At 55.1% G+C, this 18,293-nt stretch carries 21 protein-coding genes; 17 read left to right on the top strand and 4 right to left on the bottom strand.

The genetic code is table 11. From position 1 onward, the window contains the following. Window positions 1-97 precede the first annotated feature (97 nt). Window positions 98-706 (top strand): hypothetical protein, encoded by a 609-nt coding sequence (locus Q0O19_RS04420; RefSeq protein ID WP_295520415.1) that lies wholly within the window; start codon window positions 98-100, stop codon window positions 704-706. 49 nt (window positions 707-755) lie between these two features. Here the strand turns inward: Q0O19_RS04420 and Q0O19_RS04415 are convergent, their stop codons facing one another. Next, window positions 756-2,387, bottom strand: a complete 1,632-nt coding sequence (locus Q0O19_RS04415) for an aminotransferase class III-fold pyridoxal phosphate-dependent enzyme (RefSeq protein ID WP_295520414.1) — start codon at window positions 2,385-2,387, stop codon at window positions 756-758. 53 nt (window positions 2,388-2,440) lie between these two features. Between Q0O19_RS04415 and asd the strand changes: the two genes are divergently transcribed. Then, a complete protein-coding gene (gene asd / locus Q0O19_RS04410; protein WP_295520412.1) occupies window positions 2,441-3,322 on the top strand; it encodes an archaetidylserine decarboxylase in 882 nt (293 codons plus the stop codon). 71 nt (window positions 3,323-3,393) lie between these two features. On the opposite strand, the gene ppk2 is transcribed toward asd, so the two are convergent. Further along, window positions 3,394-4,296 carry a polyphosphate kinase 2 gene (ppk2, locus tag Q0O19_RS04405; protein ID WP_295520411.1) on the bottom strand — a complete coding sequence of 301 codons (903 nt, stop codon included), beginning with the start codon at window positions 4,294-4,296 and terminating at the stop codon, window positions 3,394-3,396. A gap of 157 nt (window positions 4,297-4,453) precedes the next feature. On the opposite strand from ppk2, the gene Q0O19_RS04400 reads away from it, so the two are divergent. From Q0O19_RS04400 to Q0O19_RS04370, 7 genes are all read left to right on the top strand, one after another. Continuing rightward, window positions 4,454-5,551 (top strand): magnesium transporter CorA family protein, encoded by a 1,098-nt coding sequence (locus Q0O19_RS04400; protein WP_295520409.1) that lies wholly within the window; start codon window positions 4,454-4,456, stop codon window positions 5,549-5,551. Between the two features lie 285 nt (window positions 5,552-5,836). After that, window positions 5,837-6,184 (top strand): DUF1924 domain-containing protein, encoded by a 348-nt coding sequence (locus Q0O19_RS04395; RefSeq protein WP_295520450.1) that lies wholly within the window; start codon window positions 5,837-5,839, stop codon window positions 6,182-6,184. A 50-nt stretch (window positions 6,185-6,234) separates the two neighbouring features. Then, window positions 6,235-6,654: a diheme cytochrome c gene (locus Q0O19_RS04390; RefSeq protein WP_295520448.1), complete on the top strand. Its 420-nt coding sequence runs from the start codon at window positions 6,235-6,237 to the stop codon at window positions 6,652-6,654. A gap of 52 nt (window positions 6,655-6,706) precedes the next feature. Further along, on the top strand, window positions 6,707-7,441 hold the full coding sequence (locus Q0O19_RS04385; RefSeq protein WP_295520406.1) for a cytochrome b/b6 domain-containing protein: 735 nt from the start codon (window positions 6,707-6,709) through the stop codon (window positions 7,439-7,441). Between the two features lie 31 nt (window positions 7,442-7,472). Then, the gene (locus tag Q0O19_RS04380; protein ID WP_295520405.1) at window positions 7,473-8,171 is read left to right on the top strand and encodes a response regulator; all 699 of its coding nucleotides are present in this window, start codon (window positions 7,473-7,475) and stop codon (window positions 8,169-8,171) included. Further along, window positions 8,168-9,502, top strand: coding sequence for an ATP-binding protein (locus Q0O19_RS04375; RefSeq protein ID WP_295520403.1), 1,335 nt, complete (start codon window positions 8,168-8,170; stop codon window positions 9,500-9,502). Before Q0O19_RS04380 ends, Q0O19_RS04375 begins: the two co-directional genes overlap by 4 nt. 759 nt (window positions 9,503-10,261) lie before the next feature. After that, window positions 10,262-10,717 carry a MaoC family dehydratase gene (locus Q0O19_RS04370; protein ID WP_295520446.1) on the top strand — a complete coding sequence of 152 codons (456 nt, stop codon included), beginning with the start codon at window positions 10,262-10,264 and terminating at the stop codon, window positions 10,715-10,717. On the opposite strand, the gene trmL is transcribed toward Q0O19_RS04370, so the two are convergent. Both trmL and Q0O19_RS04360 read right to left on the bottom strand, forming a co-directional pair. Beyond that, entirely contained in the window at window positions 10,708-11,187 is a 480-nt protein-coding gene (gene trmL / locus Q0O19_RS04365; RefSeq protein WP_295520401.1) for a tRNA (uridine(34)/cytosine(34)/5-carboxymethylaminomethyluridine(34)-2'-O)-methyltransferase TrmL, read from the bottom strand. The genes Q0O19_RS04370 and trmL overlap by 10 nt on opposite strands. A 20-nt stretch (window positions 11,188-11,207) precedes the next feature. Continuing rightward, window positions 11,208-11,771, bottom strand: coding sequence for a ComF family protein (locus Q0O19_RS04360; RefSeq protein ID WP_366939028.1), 564 nt, complete (start codon window positions 11,769-11,771; stop codon window positions 11,208-11,210). A gap of 270 nt (window positions 11,772-12,041) precedes the next feature. Here Q0O19_RS04360 and Q0O19_RS04355 point away from each other — a divergent pair, with 270 nt between their 5' ends. From Q0O19_RS04355 to Q0O19_RS04320, 8 genes are all read left to right on the top strand, one after another. Continuing rightward, entirely contained in the window at window positions 12,042-12,956 is a 915-nt protein-coding gene (locus Q0O19_RS04355) for a biotin synthase (protein ID WP_295520399.1), read from the top strand. Between the two features lie 96 nt (window positions 12,957-13,052). Next, window positions 13,053-13,529 carry a DUF2244 domain-containing protein gene (locus Q0O19_RS04350; protein ID WP_295520397.1) on the top strand — a complete coding sequence of 159 codons (477 nt, stop codon included), beginning with the start codon at window positions 13,053-13,055 and terminating at the stop codon, window positions 13,527-13,529. 76 nt (window positions 13,530-13,605) lie between these two features. Beyond that, window positions 13,606-14,778, top strand: a complete 1,173-nt coding sequence (gene coxB, locus Q0O19_RS04345; protein WP_295520396.1) for a cytochrome c oxidase subunit II — start codon at window positions 13,606-13,608, stop codon at window positions 14,776-14,778. 32 nt (window positions 14,779-14,810) lie between these two features. Next, on the top strand, window positions 14,811-16,427 hold the full coding sequence (ctaD, locus tag Q0O19_RS04340) for a cytochrome c oxidase subunit I (protein WP_295520394.1): 1,617 nt from the start codon (window positions 14,811-14,813) through the stop codon (window positions 16,425-16,427). 11 nt (window positions 16,428-16,438) lie between these two features. Beyond that, window positions 16,439-16,549 carry a cytochrome oxidase small assembly protein gene (locus Q0O19_RS04335; RefSeq protein WP_295520392.1) on the top strand — a complete coding sequence of 37 codons (111 nt, stop codon included), beginning with the start codon at window positions 16,439-16,441 and terminating at the stop codon, window positions 16,547-16,549. A 10-nt stretch (window positions 16,550-16,559) separates the two neighbouring features. Next, window positions 16,560-17,189 carry a cytochrome c oxidase assembly protein gene (locus Q0O19_RS04330; protein WP_295520390.1) on the top strand — a complete coding sequence of 210 codons (630 nt, stop codon included), beginning with the start codon at window positions 16,560-16,562 and terminating at the stop codon, window positions 17,187-17,189. Then, window positions 17,186-17,401 (top strand): DUF2970 domain-containing protein, encoded by a 216-nt coding sequence (locus Q0O19_RS04325; RefSeq protein ID WP_295520389.1) that lies wholly within the window; start codon window positions 17,186-17,188, stop codon window positions 17,399-17,401. The genes Q0O19_RS04330 and Q0O19_RS04325 overlap by 4 nt, the downstream gene beginning before the upstream one ends. A 42-nt stretch (window positions 17,402-17,443) precedes the next feature. Further along, window positions 17,444-18,293: cytochrome c oxidase subunit 3 (locus Q0O19_RS04320; RefSeq protein ID WP_295520387.1), on the top strand; the 850-nt coding region annotated here is incomplete at its 3' end.

Here is an 18,293-nt window from a genome sequence, read left to right as displayed (position 1 = left end):
TAAAAATTTCATGTCGGTTTAAATACGCCAGAGGTGTCACTGATTTTTCACACGAATTCATCATGATGGAGACTCCCATTGTTCTTAAGGTGATAGCGTGAAAGAATTTTTTGAAGAATTGCGTGTCCAGCGTTGGGATGACCACCGGTATTACCACCACTGCCGCATCAACCAATCCCTGCACTTGCTGAGTGCCATGGCTTTTGTGGTGTCTTACGGACTTTTGTTCATTGATCCCGCTATCGCTGCTTTGCTGGCTTGGACGGTGTCCATGACATCCCGTCAAGCGGGACATTTCTTCTTTGAGCCGTTGGGTTATGACCATGTCAACCAAGCCACCAACGACCACAAGGAAGAAATCAAGGTGGGCTACAACCTGCGACGCAAAGTGGTTTTACTCAGCATATGGGCTTTGTTGCCCTTGGCCATTTACATGAATCCAGGCTGGATGGGCGTTTTTCCTGAGCATGAAACTTTCTATGAATTCATGCGCGCAGTGGGCTATTCTTGGTTGGTTTTGGGTGCGGCGGCCTTGCTGTTTCGCACTGTGCATTTGTTCTTTTTACAAGATGTACAAACGGGCTTGGTTTGGATGACCAAGATCGTGACCGATCCTTTCCATGACATTTACCTGTATCACAAAGCGCCTTGGCAGTTGTTGCGTGGCGAGCGCTTTGCAGACCGAAGCTTGCACGTTAACCGTTGAACCTGAACAACCCCGGATCGCCAGTCAAGGCAGTCCGGGGTTTTTTGTGTCAGCGAAACAAGGTCTCTTTCAAGATGCTGCGGCGAATTGACTTGTTGGTGATCTCCGGAGCATGCCACCACCAGCCGTCTTTTTGCATCTGTTGAGCTGCCAGTACAAATTTTTCCAGCACGGCTTCGAAGTCGGTGTCGCTGTAGTTGAGACTGAAGATCAAACGACCTGTTCCCACCCAACTGAGCGCCAACCCATGCAGCCTGAGGTAGTACTGCAGCATCCAGTTGTATCGGCTGGGCTGTGTGTAAAAAAGTGTCCAGACGCTCGACATGTTGGCCGCTTGCAAAGGCAATCCATGCGCTTGCATGGTGTTGTTGAAGCGTGTGGCTCGCGCATTCCAGCGCTCGTCCAGCCCTTGGTAAATGGCTTTGATTTCTGGCGTTTCCAGTTGGTCCAAGAATGCCGACATGGCACCCATGACCGCGGGGTGGGCGTTGAAAGTGCCCCGCGCAAAGCAGATGTCCGCTGGGCGTTTTTCATCGAAGCGGCGCATCCATTCACGTTTGCCACAGACCACGCCGACAGGAAAGCCGCCGCCCAAAGTTTTGCCGTAAGTGACCATGTCGGCCTGCACGCCAAAGTAGGCTTGCGCACCGCCTGCCGCCAATCGGAATCCCAAAAAAACCTCGTCAAAGATCAGCGCAATACCGCGTTCTGTACAAACTTGACGCAAGGCCTTGAGCCAAGTTGTGTAAGCCGCACGGTCATACGCGGCCCGGCGGCTGCTGTCCACCAAGGTCGAATCTCCGGGCGCATTGACATTGGTGTGCAACGCCTGCAAAGGGTTGATCAGCACGCAAGCAATGTCTTTGCGGCTGCGCAGCACTTGCAAGCTGCGCTCGCTCATCTCGCTCAAGGTGTAGGTTTCACGCGGAGGCATGGGGTTGCCCGGTCCCGGTTGAACATCTTCCCACCAGCCATGGTAAGCACCGCAGAACCGGACGATGTTCTTGCGGCGCGTGTGGTAACGCGCCAAGCGCACAGCCTGCATGACGGCCTCGGTGCCCGACATGTGAAAAGACACTTCGTCCAAACCGGAGATGGCTTTGAGTTTTTCTGCGTTGCTGGCCACCACGGGGTGGTAAGAGCCCAGCACAGGACCCAAACTTTGCGTCCGTGCCATGCCTTCGGCCATCGTGCCTTTGTAAAAGTCGGCGCCAAAAACATTCACACCGTAAGAGCCCGTCAGGTCGTAAAACACCTGACCATCCAGATCGGTGACTTGCACGCCTTGAGCAGACTGCAAAAACGAGCCCACTTTCAGGTGCTCGCGCACCACGGGACTGAACTGAAAGGGCACCCGGTAGGCCGCAATGAATTGCATGTCCGAGATGTTCTCGCGCGCTGCGGCCGTGGCTTCGATGCTCAAGCGGTGGCGTTTTTGCAAGGTGTCGGCCAGGCCCATGAAGGCGGCTCGGCGTTGGGTTTGAATGTCCAGGGGGGCACCATCGCAAGCGAAAAAATCGGTCTCATTGAAACTATAGCCCGGCAGCCATCGTGCCAAGCGCTTGGCCATTCGCGAATGACCCGCCAAAGAACGGTGTTTGGCGCGGGAGAGTTGAAGGCGTTGGTGCAGGGCTGGGGCCAATGCGGCCAGTACGCCCAAACTGATCCAAGTAGGGTTCACGGTCGATTTCCTTGTGACAACAAAATTTCTTTTTATTCAAATTGAGTGACAACATGATGAAGATTCGTCAAATTTTTCACAAATGGATGCTGCAAGAAGACCTGAACTTCTTGCTCACCAACCGGATCCCTCGCATCACCCTGACCCGATTCATGGGTTGGTGGAGCCAGATTCGCCACCCATGGGTTGTCAAATCGTCCATGGCGGTTTGGCGCATGTTCAGTGATTTGGATTTGAGCGATGCCAAGCATCAAAAATTTGACAGCTTGCACGACTGCTTCACCCGCGAGTTGTTACCCGGTGCCAGGGTGGTGAACCCTGACCCGGCTTTCATGACTTCTCCTTGTGATGCGATCGTGGGTGCGTGCGGAACCATCTCGCAAGGCCAAGTCTTTCAGGCCAAAGGTTTCCCTTACCAGTTGCAGACCCTGCTTGGTACATCTGAGCGTTGCCAGCACTGGCCTTCAACTTTGGAAGGGGGCTCCTACCTGACCCTGCGCTTGACCAGCAGCATGTACCACCGATTTCACGCACCAGACCAGGTGCATTTGCAGCATGTGACTTACATCTCCGGCGACACCTGGAATGTGAACCCGGTTGCGCTCAAGCGCGTACAAGAGTTGTTTTGCAAAAACGAAAGGGCGGTTTTGCACATGACAACGCAAGAGGGCGTGCCCTTTTTGGTGGTGCCTGTGGCGGCCGTTCTGGTGGCCAGCATGCGGCTGCACGCGGTCGATGTGCTGCTGAACCTGCGCTACAAAGGCCCAAACGAGCTGCCCTGTGACGCGACTTACTTCAAGGGCCAGGAAATGGGTTGGTTTGAGCACGGCTCGACCATCTTGATCTTTGTGCCGCCTGGCTTTGCTTGCGCGCAGGGCATAGCGCCGGGTGAGCGGATTCGCATGGGCCAGGCTTTGTTGAAAAAGCCGGCTTGAGTCCTGGCCTAGCGCAGACCTCAAAAAAACAGGCCCTTAAAAGAGCCTGTTGATCGGGTGGGTTAGTGGGATCAGTATTTTTCGGGGACGATCATTTCCGCCGGTACCGGATGGCGAATGTAGTCTGGATTGCGCACGCGACCTGGCAGCTCAATTTGAGGATGCTCTACCTCATGGTAGGGCACTTGGCTGAGCAGGTGATCGATGCAATTGAGACGGGCTTTTTTCTTGTCCACGGCTTGCACCACCCACCATGGCGCTTCAGGGATGTGGGTGCGCTCGATCATGGTTTCCTTGGCCCGGGTGTAATCCTCCCAGCGGCGGCGGCTTTCCAGGTCCATGGGGCTGAGCTTCCACTGCTTGAGCGGGTCGTGGATGCGACCCAAAAAGCGGGTGTGCTGCTCGTCGTCGGTGATGGAGAACCAGTATTTGACCAATTGGATACCGCTTCGAACCAGCATTTTTTCAAATTCCGGCACAGACCGGAAGAATTCTTCGTACTCCTCGTCGTTGCAAAAACCCATGACTTTTTCAACGCCCGCGCGGTTGTACCAGCTCCGGTCAAACAGCACGATTTCACCTGCGGCCGGCAGGTGAGAGATGTAGCGCTGAAAGTACCACTGGGTTTTTTCGCGGTCGTTGGGTGCGGGCAGGGCGGAAACGCGGCACACACGGGGGTTCAATCGCTGGGTGATGCGTTTGATCACCCCGCCTTTGCCGGCTGCATCGCGGCCTTCGAACAAAATGACCATGCGGTGGCCAGTTTTGACCACCCAGTCTTGCAACATCACCAGTTCTGACTGCAGGCGCAGCAGCTCACGGAAGTAGCCCATCCGATTTTGAACATCGCCTGGGGCGGCGCTGTGGCCATCGAGCAGACGGTCATCGAGTTCCAGCTCCAACTCCTCGTCCATGCTGTCGAGCAAGTCTTCGCGCAACTGGCGCAACTGTTCTTCGGTGATTTCATGGGTCATGGCGGTCAGCAAGGGTTAAATCAAATCACTAATTTCGTCCTTCAATATGAAACTGTCATGACAGTTCGAGGCCAGTGGGATCGCGTTGTCATGACAGTTTCATGACTTTGGCCTAAAACTGAACGTGGCTCAGCTGGGCAGAAAGTTAAGGACAGGTATGCAAGTATTTTCGATTCACGCAGATCAAATGGCCGAAACGGCGGTATTGCCCACCACATTGCCAGACCAAGGCTTTGTTTGGCTCTCGTTTTCCAGGCGCGAATTTGAAATCATGCAGGGACAAGTGCAACAGATGCTCCAGCACTTGTGCGGTGTTCAAATCTACGACCTGCACCTGCAAGACGTGCTGAACAACCAATTGCCATCGCATTACGATTTCACGGGCGATTACGACGTGCTGGTGTTTCGCCGATTGGCCCAGGGCAGGTCAGAAACCGATGTGTCCAAACCAGGTGAAATTTTGCACAGGGAAAGTGCGCATTCCGGCCCCAGTATTTTGCGCAAAATCGACACCAGCCCAGTGGCTTTTGTGGTGTTTGACCGAGTCGTCATTTCGGTGCACCCTGTCGATTGCGCCGTGCTCAAGGCCTTTGTGGCCAAGTTGATGGGTTCTTCCAATTTGTCTTCTGCCCAGGCGATGCACCGTCTGCCTGCCAACCCGGCGGATTTGATGCTGCGCATGGTCAGCAGTGTGGTGGACGGTTATTTGAACTTGCGCCGGGAGCTGACCCGCCAGTTGGACCGTTGGCAAAGTGAATTGCTCAACCCGAACACCCGCTTCAATGATTGGAGTGCCTTGCTCAATGCCCGTTTGACACTGCACTATTTGGACGAAATATGTGAAGATCAACGTGCAGCCATCACCGACTGGATCGAAGCCTTGAATGCATGGCCTGCCAATGACATGTTGAAGCCTGAAAGTCTGGAGTTGCTCAAGATCAGAAGCCGTGATGTGCTCGAGCACATCGAGCGGGTGGTGCACCATGTGGAGCGGTTGGAACAAAACGCTGAAACGGCCGTGCAAATGCACTTCAACGCCCAAAGCAACCGGACCAATGAGGTGATGCGCACCTTGACGGTGTTGACGGCCATTTTTCTGCCCTTGAACCTGATCACCGGATTTTTCGGAATGAATTTTGAACATTTTCCAGCATTGCACTCAGACGACGGCTTGCTGGTGACGGAAATTTTCATGGGCTTGGTCGCAGCAGGTTTGGCCTTTTTGTTTTGGCGAAAACGTTATATGGGCGGCTGAATGCCCCCCTCAGTTGGGGACATCCGACCTGTGCCGACCAGATGATGAGTCGTTGCTTGTTGGCTCATGTGCGCTGGTACTGCCCAATGTGGTTCCCCGGACTACAGAATTGATTGATTTGCATCAAAGCCCGAGGCTTTATTCTGGCCTGGCGTGCCTTATTCCTTAAGCCGTTCTTCAGATTCGACCTTTAATCTTTCCAGTGAGATTTCAAGAAAGGTCGACACCATGATGAAGTTCCTCAGCGTTTGGCGTGCCATGGCCTGTGTGGGGCTGTACCTGGCTATGGCCGACGCCGCCCTGGCGACTTCGCCACAAGCGCAATGGTTGCATTGGCAGCAAGTGGCAGGCCAAGCGGGCCAAGCCAGCCGTGGACAAGTATTTTTCACCCAAAAACATGGTGGCGAGTGGTCGTGTGCTTCGTGCCATGGACAACCGCCAACTCAGCCAAGTCGACACGCGTCCACGGGTAAAACCATCGCGCCGTTGGCGCCAGCATTCCATGCCGAGCGCTTCACGGACAGTGCGAAGGTGGACAAATGGTTCAAGCGCAACTGCAAAGACGTCTTGAGCCGTGAGTGCACGGCGCTCGAAAAAGCCGACGTGATGGCCTACCTGATCGGATTGAAATGATGAAAAAACTCGCACCAATCACTTTGGGCGCTTGTTTGTGGGCTTGCGGCATGAGCGCATTGGTTTGGGCGGACAGCCCTCTCATGCCCGCGCAAGTGTTGCCCCTTTACAAACAAGAGTGTGCGGCCTGCCACACCCCGTATCCGCCGGGCATGTTGCCTGCCGCGTCATGGCAGCGGGTCATGAATGGCCTTGAACGCCATTACGGCGTCGACGCTTCCTTGGAGCCCGTTCAGGTTCAGCAAATTTCGGTCTGGTTAAAAGCCTATGCAGGCACCTCCAAACGGGTGCGAGAAGCGCCTGAACAAGACCGAATCACCCGATCGGCCTGGTTTGTCAGGGAGCACCGAGACATTGAAAGCGCCGTCTGGAAGCGCGCCAGTGTCAAAAGCGCAGCGCAATGCAGTGCTTGTCATACCCAGGCTGACCAGGGTCGTTTTGATGAGCAGCATTTGCGCATCCCGCGTTGATGGGTTCCTTGAGTGCTGAAACACACAGATTTATTTTGCAGGAGTTAAAACCATGTCGAACGCCTTCACCGTTTCAGTCGCGCAGTCACCGGCGCCTGTTCCCACCCGCCGCACGGTGGATGCCTTTACACGCACCTGGCATGCCTTGCTGGCTTTGAGCTTCGTGGGGGCCTATGTGACTGCTGAAAGCGAAATTTTCAGACTGGTGCATGTGAGCTTGGGTTACATCTTGGGTGGTTTGCTGGTGGCACGGGTGGTATGGGGATGTCTTGGGCCAAGGCATGCGCGTTTGATGGCCCTGTGGGGCAAGTTGCGGGGGTGGAGTGACATTGTCGAGGGCTTGCGTACAGGGCAAGCCTCTTGGCGTCAGGCGCAAAATCTTTACATGGTCACATCGGTGGTGGCGGTCTTGTTGGCCATTGCATCGGTGGTGTTGTCGGGCTATGTGAGTGACCAAGAATGGACGGGTGATTGGATGGAAGACGTCCACGAATTCTTCGGTATTTTCATGTTGGCGGCGGTTTTGGCCCATATCTCGGGCGTGGTGGTGCTCAGTTTTGTGCGAGGCCGCAACTTGGCGGCACATATGTTGACGGGGCGCGTCGAAGGCAAGGGGCCCGATTTGATCCAATCCAACCACGGGTTCTGGGCGATATTGCTGTGGGTCGCAGTGCTGTCCTTTGGGCTGTGGCAGTGGCAGCAGTCCACTTCGCCGGACATCAGTCGTTCTGAAGTGGGCGCATGGCTGAGTTCTGGCAAGGCGCAAGCTTCCGATGACAACGATTGACATCGTCTGAATACAAAGGCAGGCTCAGCAGATGCGTATTTTATTGGCAGAAGATGATGCGTTGCTTGGCGCTGGCCTGCATTCGGGTTTGCAGCAGCAAGGCTTTCAAGTCGATTGGGTGCGTGATGGCGTGGCCGCTCAGCGAGAGTTGCTGACGGGCGTTTACCAAGCCGCGGTGCTGGACTTGGGTTTACCCAGACAAGATGGCATGCAATGTTTGATCGAAGTTCGGCGTCATAAGAACGCAACCCCGGTGCTGATCTTGACCGCCCGGGACGGTGTGCCCGATCGCATTGCCGGACTCGATGCCGGGGCGGATGATTACCTGGTCAAGCCCGTGGACCTGATGGAACTGGCCGCCCGTTTGCGTGCCTTGGTTCGCAGAGCCCATGGGGTGGCAGAGCCCCAACTTGTAGCAGGCGCCTTGCGCCTGGACATGGCCGCCAGGCAAGTGTGGTTAGGGCAACGTTTGGTTGAGTTGTCTTTGCGCGAATACGAGGTTCTGCAAATTTTCATGCTCCATGCGGGGCGCGTCTTGACGCGTTCGCAAATAGAGCAGCATTTGTACCAGTGGGGCACCGAGGTGAGCAGCAACACGGTGGAAGTACACATTTACAACCTCCGCAAAAAACTGCGCTCGGATGTGATTGAAACTTTGCGGGGCGTGGGCTACATGTTGCCCGCGCAGATCCAACCCGATGTGCCGCTGGGTGTTGGTCTTGTGTCATGAGCGCTTGGCGTCAACCCTCACTGCAGTGGCGATTGACACTGAGTTTGTTGCTGGCAACAGGCCTGATTTGGCTTGTCGTGGTGGTCATGACATGGCTGAAGACCGAACATGAACTCCTTGAGTTGCTCGATGCCCATTTGGCCCAAACCGCAGCGGTGTTGGTGGTGCAATCGGGCGAAGACCATGACGATGACTTCACCACGGCGCAGGTGCTGCACAAGTACCAGTTGCGGGTGGCGTTCCAAATTTGGCATCAGAATCAGTTGGTCTCACGCTCTTTTGAAGCCCCAGAAATGCCCTTGGCACCTTTGGGTCAAAGCGGCATTTCGGACCAACGCCATGCCCAAAAATCATGGCGTGTTTTTGCGACGCCAGGCCGTGAAAGCGAAGAGTGGGTGATCGTTGCCGAGCTGCAATCAGCGCGAGATGACATTTTGAACGCTGGCTTGCAGTCGGCCATCGTGCCCATGCTGCTGGCTTTTCCTGCCTTGGGTTTGTTGATTTGGGCGGTGATTTTTCACTCGCTTGCGCCCCTTCGGCAATTGAGTCTGTCGGTAGCGCAACGCCATCCCGACGCCCGTCAGCCCCTGAGCGAAGCGGTGTCTGTTGAAGTGCTGCCCTTGGTGCATTCGCTCAACCGCCTGTTTGAAAAAATGGCGCTTCAAATGGAGGGTGAACGACGATTTACAGCCGATGCAGCCCATGAGCTTCGAACCCCGATCGCGGCCATTCGCATGCAAGCCCAAGTGGCCCGTGGCAGCAGTCAAATGGCCGATCGCCAAGCTGCGCTCGATGCGGTTTTACAAGGTTGCGACCGGGCATCCCGCTTAGTAACTCAGTTGTTGCAATTGGCCAGACTGGATGCACTGTCCCCTATGCCCGGTGCCAACACCTGTGATGCCGTGGCGGAAAGCCGCGCCATCCTGGCCGACTTGGGGCCACAGGTATTGGCCAAACGCCAAGTTTTAAGTCTGGAGGCTCCAGACGTGTTGCACATCAACATGCCGCCCGGCTTGGTCGGTGTGTTGGTTGGCAATTTGGTGGACAACGCCCATCGCTACAGCCCCGAGGAGGCCAGCATCCATGTGCAGTGGTCGGCCCTTGGACGGCCGCAGTTGGTGGTGCAAGACAGTGGTCCGGGCTTGAATGCATTGCACATGAGCCGCTTAGGTGACCGTTTCTTTCGGGGACCCAACAATGGCGCCGATGGCAGTGGCCTGGGCTGGTCCATCGTGCGCCGCTTGGCGCAGCGCTTCGGTTTGCAGGTCCAAGTCGATCGCAGCGTCCAGTGGGGTGGCTTGCGGGTGGTATTGACTTGGCCTGACGAATGAACACATGGACATCGGTCTTCACGTTTGTGGTCTGATGCAGGAGAGGACTTGAGGCATGTCATGCCGAACGAAAAGCACCGCCTTAACTGCTGAAAGACGACCATGAACGCCCAAATCAACGAATTTCTGGATCGCATTCGGCAACTGGAGGCAGACATTGAGCAAGAAGTTCAACGCCGCCGACAGCAGTTTCAAGCCGACTTTGACCAGCGCAAGGTGAAGTTCGAGCACGAGGTGCTGGACCAGCAACGGCGCTTCAAAGAAGGGGTGGTGCGCTATGTGCTGACCTCCGATTGGCGGCATTTGCTGACCATGCCCCTGATTTACCCTGTGCTTTTGCCCATGCTGCTGCTCGATGTCATGGTCACGCTTTACCAGTGGGTGTGCTTTCCCTTGTACAACATGCCCCGCGTCAAACGCTCGGATTTTTTTGTCTACGACCGCACCCATTTGGCCTATTTGAATGTCATCGAAAAAATCAACTGTGCTTACTGCTCTTATGGCAATGGGTTGATGGCGTATGCCCGGGAGGTGGTGGGCTTGACCGAGCAGTACTGGTGCCCCATCAAGCACGCACGCCGTGTGGTGCAAACACACGCCTATTACCATGGTTTTTCGGACTATGGTGACGCTGAAAATTACCGTGGACAACTGGCGCATTTGCGCTTGCAACTCCAAGCGCTGGTGGCCCAACCCTCGGCGCAAGAGGTGTCACAGCATGGACAGCCACCCGTGGACATGGTGGATACAGTGGACCCCATGAAAACATTTGAAACCTTGGCCGATTTGGCCGCTTGCGTTGGTCAAGATGTGGCCATCACCGATTGGGTCGACATCACCCAGCAGCAGGTCAATCTTTTTGCCGACGCCACGGGTGACCACCAGTGGATCCATGTTGACGTGGATCGCGCCAAGCAAGGCCCTTTTGGCGCGCCGATTGCACACGGATTCCTGACTTTGTCCTTGTTGCCCCAATTTTTTGACAAAACCATTTTGGTCAATCAAAAACGAATGGGTGTCAATTACGGCCTCAACAAAGTGCGCTTCATGTCCCCTGTGCCAGTGGGCAGTCGCCTGCGGGGCCATTTGCACCTGCATTCGGCCACACCCATCGAAGGAAATGGCATGCAGTTTCAATGGAATGTCACAGTGGAGCGTGAAGGCACTGAGAAACCCGTGTGCGCCGCTGAATCGCTGGTGCGCATTTACGCTTGAGGTGATGCGCCGGCAAAGTCGTTCTGGCGCCAAGCTTCGAACACGGTGACTGCGACCGCGTTGGACAAGTTCAAGCTGCGTTGGCCTTCGCGCATGGGCAATTTGACGCGCTGAGTGCTGGCAAACTGTTCACGCAGTTCGGGCGCCAGCCCCCGGGTTTCCGAGCCAAACACCAACCAGTCGCCAGGTTCAAATAAGACCAAGTGTGCAGGGCGACTGCCGCGGGTGGTCAGGGCGAACATGCGATCGATCGCAGGTCGCTCCTTGGCCAGAAAAGTGGCCCAATCGGCATGGCGGCGCAAGTCGGCGTACTCGTGGTAGTCCAGTCCCGCGCGGCGCATGTGTTTGTCGTCCATGGAAAACCCCAGGGGTTCGATCAGGTGCAATGTGCAGCCCGTGTTGGCGGCCAAGCGGATGACGTTGCCGGTGTTGGGCGGGATTTCGGGCTCAACCAGAACGATATGAAACATGGCCCGTATTGTGCCTGTGCTCAAGCCTTGTCACTTGATTCGGTGCGGGCGAGCACCAAGGCGCTGACCTTCGCTGCACCTGTCTGACGCAGGACTTGGGCAGCCGTGTGCAGGGATGCGCCACTGGTCATGACGTCGTCGATCAAGAGCACATTTTTCCCGCGCAGTTGTGAGGCCCGCAAGGGTTCTACCGCGAACGCGCCGACCAAGTTGGCCAAACGCTCTGCCCGTGGCAAGGTGCGCTGAGAGGGCGTATCACGCGTTCGCAGCAGCAAGTGGGCATCGGCTTTGCGGGGGCTGATTTGCCTTGTCAGCAGCCATGACTGGTTGTAACCGCGTTCGGCCAAGCGTTGTGCCGACAGGGGAATGGGCAGTACCCAATCGGCCGCGTCTACCGCGTCTTCAGCCCCTGGAGCGCTGAGCATCAGGGTGGCCAATGACCCGGCCCAACCCGCTTGTTCATGAAATTTGAAGCGAGCGATTAGATCCACCCAAGGCCATTCGTAGCTGCTGGCCGTGAGGCACTGGTCCAAGGGCGGTGGGCTGCGCAGGCAGCTGCCGCAGCGCTTGGCGGTGATGTGCAAGGGCAAAGCGCAACACAGACAACGGTGTTGGGGTTGGGCAAAGCGGCTGATACAAGCCTCACACAAAGGTGCGTGCGGCCAGCTTTGGCAGATGGCGCATCGGCTGGGCAAAGCATCCCCAAGGCGGCTTGGTCGAAGCCAGCCGAGCTTTGCACCTGCCCTTTGGAGCCATAGAGACCACATGAAATCAATATACTGCGGCCATCTCCTGACCACAAGCCCGCTCGGATCTTCGCTGCTTGCAGGCTCTCACCTTCTCTTGTCATGGCCATGTCTGCACCTGAACGCCCACCCTCCTTGGACCCTGTTGCCGCTGCCCGCTGGTCGGCACGTGACTTGGGTCCCGCATCGCCTTGGTTGCACGAAGAAGTGGCTTCACGCATGCAAGAGCGGCTGGAGTTCATCAAGCTGCAACCCCAGCGCTGGGTCCATTGGGGGTCTTTGAAGGGTGGCTTGCTGGCCCATGAGGCTTTGCAAAAACGTTATCCGCGTGCACAGGCCTGGCTCAGCAGCGAGGACCCCCAACAGGACCTGACGGCCCATTTGGCCTTGAAGGGCCGGTGGTGGCAAGTCAAGCGTTGGCTAGGACCACGCCTTGAATGGGGCTTGCCACCTGATGGCCAAGTCCAAATGTTGTGGGCCAACATGCAGTTACACAATTCAGCGCAACCGCAAAACCTGCTTACAACATGGCACCGCGCTTTGGCTGTGGATGGTTTTTTGATGTTTTCTTGTTTGGGGCCTGACACTTTGCGGGAGCTGAGAGAGGCTTATGCCCAGCAAGGATGGCCAGACCCCGCTCATGAATTCACCGACATGCACGATTGGGGTGACATGCTGGTGGAGGCGGGTTTTGCCGAACCGGTGATGGACATGGAGCGGATCACCCTCTCTTATGAAACGCCAGATCGCCTGCTGGCCGAGTTGCGCCAATGGGGACGAAATTTGAATGTGCAGCGTTTTAAGGGATTGCGTGGAAGACGTTGGCATGCGCAGCTCAAGCAAGCCTTGATGACTTTGGCCCGGCCTGAGGAGGGGGGCCGTTTGACGCTGAGCTTTGAAATTGTGTATGGTCACGCGCTCAAGCCATCGCCCCGTGTACCGGTCAGTGCCCAAGCGGCCATTGGGCTCGATCAGATGCGGCAAATGCTGCGCAGCGGCGCCAGGATTCCCGACAAAGTTTGAGATCAATCAAAACCCCCTTTGTTCTCGGGTAAACTCTGCACGGTTTTAAGAGGCAATTGATGCCTTTCAGCGTGTTAGTTTATTGAAAGTTGACGCGTGTCAAATCCAACTTATCAGTTTGCTCAAGAGACAGGTCCTGCCATTCATTGGCAACTTCGGCGCAATTGTTCTGTAACACCTGCCCAATTGGGTTGGTTTTATATTTCCTTATGCTTGTTTTCTTTGCTAATTGGTTTGTTTTTTTGGTACATGGGTGCAACGTTGGTTCTGGTGTTTGCAGGCCTTGAGATCGCGGTGGTCGGGGTGGCGTTTTTGATCTATGCGCGCCATGCCACCGACGGTGAAAAGATTTCGATCCACGGTGATCAAATGGTGGTGGAGTGTGAGTCTGCTGGGCGTTTGGAGCGTGCAGAGTTTGCGCGTCAATGGGTCAGGGTAGAGCCCAAATCGGGTGACCACAGTTTGATCGAGTTGTCAGGCCAAGGTCGATCGATCGAGGTGGGGCGCTTTGTGCGCCCTGAGTTGCGCCAGGTATTGGCGCGAGAAATCAGAAAGGCATTGCGCTCAGCGTGATGTCTGTTGGTAAACGGGGCGAAACCCGGTTTGCTGGGGTGTGAGTTCAACAGTGTCTTGGAAGTTAGTGAGAAACATGAAGAATATTTCCAACCAATTGGCTTTGCTGCTATCCCGCGCGGGCATCTTTGCTGGCGCTTGGCTGGCTACTGCTGCCTATGCCGTCAACGACTTGCCGGGTGGCCCTGCGGTCAACCAGCTCAATTTGCATCCACCAGTCACCAAGATCGCTGAAGAGCAGCAGTGGCTGCACTGGTTCATGTTGATCGTTTGTACGGTGATTTTCATTGCGGTGTTTGCGGTCATGTTTTATTCCATCTGGAAGCACCGCAAGTCGGTTGGCCACAAACCAGCCGCTTTCACCGAATCCATCACGGTCGAAGTGATTTGGACAGCAGTGCCCTTCCTGATTGTGATTTTGATGGCTTTGCCAGCGACCAAAGTGCTGGTGGCCCAAAAAGACACCACCAACGCTGATCTGACGATCAAGGCCACGGGTTACCAGTGGAAATGGGGTTATGACTACATCAAGGGTGAGGGCGAAGGTCTGAGCTACATCTCCACTTTGGATTCAGGCCACCGCGCCATGTCCAATGCAGGCAAGCCCGAAGGCGACAATTACTTGTTCAAGGTAGACAACCCCTTGGTTGTGCCTGTGGGTCAAAAAGTGCGCGTGATCACCACAGCCAACGACGTGATCCATGCGTTTGCGGTGCCCGCCTTCGGCATCAAGCAAGATGCTATTCCGGGTTTTGTTCGCGATACCTGGTTCCGTGCAGAAAAAACCGGCGACTTTTACGGCCAGTGCCAAGAGTTGTGCGGCAAAGAGCACGCTTACATGCCCATCCATGTGAAGGTGTTGTCTGCACAAGACTACGCGGCATGGGTGGTGGGCGAAAAGAAGAAACAAGCGGCCAAAGCAGACGATCCTGCCAAGGTTTGGGCCTTGGACGACTTGTCCAAGCGTGGTGAAAAGGTGTATGCCGCCAACTGTGCCGCATGCCACCAGGCCACTGGTCAAGCAGCTGGTGCAATCAAAGCGCTTGACGGCTCAGCGCTTGTTTTGAATGCTGACAAATCCAAGCAAATCGCTGTGTTGCTGAACGGTCAAAACAACGGCGCCATGCCTGCATGGAAACAGTTGTCGGACACCGAAATTGCGGCTGTCATCACTTACACCAAAAATAACTGGTCCAATAAGACTGGGCAAATCGTGCAACCGGCTGAAGTTTTGGCCGCTCGCAAATAAGCCGTACCGTTTTCAAATCAAAGGAAATCAAGATGAGTGCCGTTCTAGACCATCACGATCACGCCCATGACGACCACGGACACGCGCCTACGGGCTGGCGTCGCTGGGTTTATGCCACCAACCACAAAGACATCGGTACTTTGTACTTGTTGTTCAGCTTTGCCATGCTCATGGTGGGTGGCGTTTTGGCATTGGGTATCCGTGCCGAGTTGTTCCAGCCAGGCCTGCAAATTGTCAATCCTGAATTGTTCAACCAATTCACCACCATGCACGGCATCATCATGGTGTTTGGCGCGATCATGCCTGCGTTCGTGGGTTTTGCGAACTGGATGATTCCTTTGCAAATTGGCGCGTCAGACATGGCCTTTGCCCGCATGAACAACTTCAGTTTCTGGCTGATGATTCCTGCCGCATTGATGTTGGTGGGCTCGTTTTTCATGCCTGGTGGCGCACCTGCTGCCGGCTGGACCTTGTACGCTCCCCTGACCTTGCAGATGGGCCCTTCTATGGATGCGGCTATTTTTGCCTTGCACATCTTGGGTGCCTCGTCCATCATGGGCTCGATCAACATCATCGTGACGATTTTGAACATGCGCGCACCTGGCATGACCTTGATGAAGATGCCCATGTTCGCTTGGACATGGTTGATCACCGCTTATTTGTTGATTGCCGTGATGCCCGTGTTGGCTGGTGCGATCACCATGACCCTGACTGACCGCCATTTCGGCACCAGCTTCTTCAACCCCGCTGGTGGTGGTGACCCGGTCATGTACCAGCATATTTTCTGGTTCTTCGGTCACCCCGAGGTGTACATCATGATCTTGCCGGCTTTCGGCATCATCAGCCAGATCGTGCCTGCGTTTGCGCGCAAGAAGCTGTTCGGCTACGCCTCGATGGTGTATGCGACTTCGTCTATCGCTATCTTGTCTTTCATCGTGTGGGCGCACCACATGTTCACGACCGGCATGCCGGTGACGGGTCAGCTGTTCTTCATGTACGCCACGATGTTGATCGCCGTGCCGACTGCTGTGAAGATTTTCAACTGGATCGCGACCATGTGGCGTGGCTCCATGACCTTTGAAACCCCGATGTTGTTTGCGATCGGCTTCATCTTCGTGTTCACCATGGGCGGCTTCACAGGCTTGATCTTGGCCATGGCCCCAATCGACATCCAGTTACAGGACACGTATTACGTGGTGGCTCACTTTCACTACGTGTTGGTGGCCGGTTCCTTGTTTGCGATGTTTGCCGGTTTTTATTACTGGGTGCCCAAGTGGACCGGTGTGATGTACAACGAAACACGCGGCAAGATCCACTTCTGGTGGTCGTTGATTTCCTTCAACATTACCTTCTTCCCAATGCACTTCTTGGGTCTGGCCGGTATGCCACGTCGCTACGCCGATTACCCCATGCAGTTCACAGATTTCAACATGATCGCTTCGGTGGGTGGTTTCTTATTCGGTTTTGCACAGGTTTATTTCTTCTTGTTCGTGGTTTTACCAACCATGCGTGGCCAAGGTGAAAAAGCTGCTCAAAAGCCTTGGGAAGCTGCTGAAGGTTTGGAGTGGGAAGTCCCATCGCCCGCACCTTTCCACACCTTTGAGAACCCACCCAAGTTGGACGCCACAGCAACCCGCGTGATTGGTTGATGGACATGGCCATGACACCCGAACAAAGAAAAAGCAACATGCGTCTGGGTCTTATCTTGGTCTCTGTGGCATGCGTTGTATTGGCTGGTTTCGTAGCCAAAATGATGATCTTGGCTGGCTGAAAGACCCAAAATGAACTTGCGCGGCGAAAATCTGAAGATGGTGGGCAAGCTCGCGGTCGTGACCGCAGGCATGTTCTGCTTCGGTTACGCTTTGGTGCCCATCTACAAAGCCATCTGCGAACTGACGGGAATCAACATTTTGTCGATCGCAGAAACGCAAATTCCTGGCAGCGCCAAGGCGGGCAAAGCAGCCGAAGTGCTCCGCAACAGCCAGGTCGACACCAGCCGCACCATCACCGTGGAGTTCGACGCCAATGTGCGTGGCCCCTGGCAGTTCAAGCCAGAGAAACGCTCGATGCAGGTTCACCCTGGAGAGCTCAGCACCGTGATGTACGAATTTCAAAACGTGCAAAACCGCCGCATGGCAGCACAAGCGATTCCCAGTTACGCCCCCCAACAGGCTGCCAGCCATTTCAACAAGCTCGAGTGTTTCTGTTTCAACCAGTACACCTTGGAGCCAGGCGAGAAGAAGTCTTGGCCAGTGGCCTTTGTGATTGACCCCAAGTTGTCCAAAGACGTGACCACCATCACGCTGTCCTACACCTTCTTTGAAGTGGGTGGCAAAACGCCAGCTGCACCGGCGGCGCCCATTGCAGCTGCCGTGCAAACTTTACCGGTCAAGACAGGATGGGGCTCATGAACGGGCCTGCACGCAATACCTCTTGGCTGCGCACCATTCAAGCGGTGTTATGGTCATTTGTTGGGCTTCGCAAGAATTCCGAATACCAGCAAGACATTGAAAAGCTCAATCCCTTCCACATCATTGGTGTGGCCATCGGTGCAGCATTGTTGTTTGTTCTGGGGTTGATCGCCCTGGTCAATTGGGTGGTGGTCCAGCCGACTGGCTTTTAACCCGAAAAGTTTGATTTCGAATAAGAGAGAGCAGGAGTTCCTATGAGTTCAGCAGCACACGGTACCACGCCTTATTACTACGTCCCACACGCTTCGCGCCATCCTGTGATGGCGGCCATCGGCTTGTTTTTCCTGATTTTGGGTGCAAGTCAGTGGGTCAACGGTGCTGATTGGGGCATGTATTGCCTGTTCTTCGGTATGTCATGGTGGTTGATTGTTTTGTACCAGTGGTTTTCCGAGGCGGTGAAAGAGAGTGAAGGTGGCCTGTATGGTCGCAAAATCGATTTGTCTTACCGCTGGAGCATGACCTGGTTCATTTTCTCTGAAGTCATGTTCTTCGGTGCTTTCTTCACCGCACTGTGGTGGGCCCGGGTTCATTCAGTTCCAGCTTTGGGTAGCCTTGAAAACGCATTGCTTTGGCCTGACTTCAAAGCCGCATGGCCCAGCATGGTGGCTGGGGCCACCACCTCACCTGCAGGTTTTGTTGAGCCCTTCCAAACGATGGGCCCTTTCTGGTTGCCCACCATCAATACGGCTTTGCTGTTGACATCGGGCGTGACCTTGACCATCGCTCACCATGCCCTGCAAGTCGGTGACCGCAGCAAGACCATCAAGTTCATGTGGATGACCGTTTTGCTGGGGTTCACGTTTTTGGTTGTTCAGGGTTATGAATACGCCCACGCTTGGAGCGACTTGAACCTCAAGTTGTCGTCCGGCATTTATGGTTCTACTTTTTACATGTTGACCGGTTTCCACGGCTTCCACGTTTTTGTGGGCATGTTGATGTTGTTGTTCATCACTTTGCGTCTGCAAAAAGGCCACTTCACAAAAGACCGTCACTTTGGTTTTGAGGGCGCAGCCTGGTATTGGCACTTTGTGGACGTGGTGTGGT

It is taken from the genome of Limnohabitans sp. Rim8 (genome assembly GCF_945869175.1).
Classification (GTDB): domain Bacteria; phylum Pseudomonadota; class Gammaproteobacteria; order Burkholderiales; family Burkholderiaceae_C; genus Limnohabitans_A.
Note: the sequence above shows the minus strand (reverse complement) of the source record. Positions and strands in the feature narration are given on the sequence as shown.